This window comes from Umbribacter vaginalis, from assembly GCA_001552935.1.
In the GTDB taxonomy this organism is placed as follows: domain Bacteria; phylum Actinomycetota; class Coriobacteriia; order Coriobacteriales; family Eggerthellaceae; genus Berryella; species Berryella vaginalis.
The window spans coordinates 1-618 of sequence record KQ959715.1; the positions used below are offsets into that span (position 1 = coordinate 1).

Sequence of the window (618 nt, forward strand, 5' to 3'; positions counted from 1 at the left end):
TGTCTTTGAACAAATCCTGCTGGATGGTCACGTTGTTTGTGAACATAAGGACTTAAACAGCGAAAATCAAACGGTAAAGGTTAAGGCGCGTCCTGGTGAGCCACAGACATGCCCACCATGTCCGAAACCGTGCGAGCCTAGCTGCCCTGCACCGTGTCCGCAGCAACCGTGGATGCCGTGTTTGCCGTGGTGCGCACCACAAGTGCCACAAACACCACAGACACCGCAAACACCACAAACGCCACAAGTACCGCAAGTTCCTAATTTGCAGCAACAACCAGCACCTGTACCGCAGCCACATTTAGATCTGCCAGCACCAGCACCTGCGCCTGATCCTGCTCCTGTACCAAAAGTACAGCCTTTAGCAGATCAAAACATTCCGCAGCCCCACTTGAAAAACAAATTCCCTCAAACAGGCGAAGTTATCGGTGGTATTGCTGCTATTGCTACAGGTTTAATTGCAGCTGGCGTTGCACTTGTCATTGCTAAACGTAAGCGCTCAAAGCGCTAAACAATCTTTGTACCTAGTAGGGAGAGCATTCTTCCTACTAGGTGCTTCAATTTTCAAATTTAAGAAGTGAATTATGTTAAAAGTTTTTGAAGCATTTTCTGGGTATG

1 protein-coding gene is annotated in these 618 nt (G+C 47.9%); it reads left to right on the plus strand.

The window, feature by feature from the left end; translation table 11 throughout:
* The coding region (locus HMPREF3190_RS07175; protein ID WP_156425760.1) for an LPXTG cell wall anchor domain-containing protein at window positions 1–511 on the plus strand (511 nt) is incomplete at its 5' end.
* Window positions 512–618: the final 107 nt, after the last annotated feature.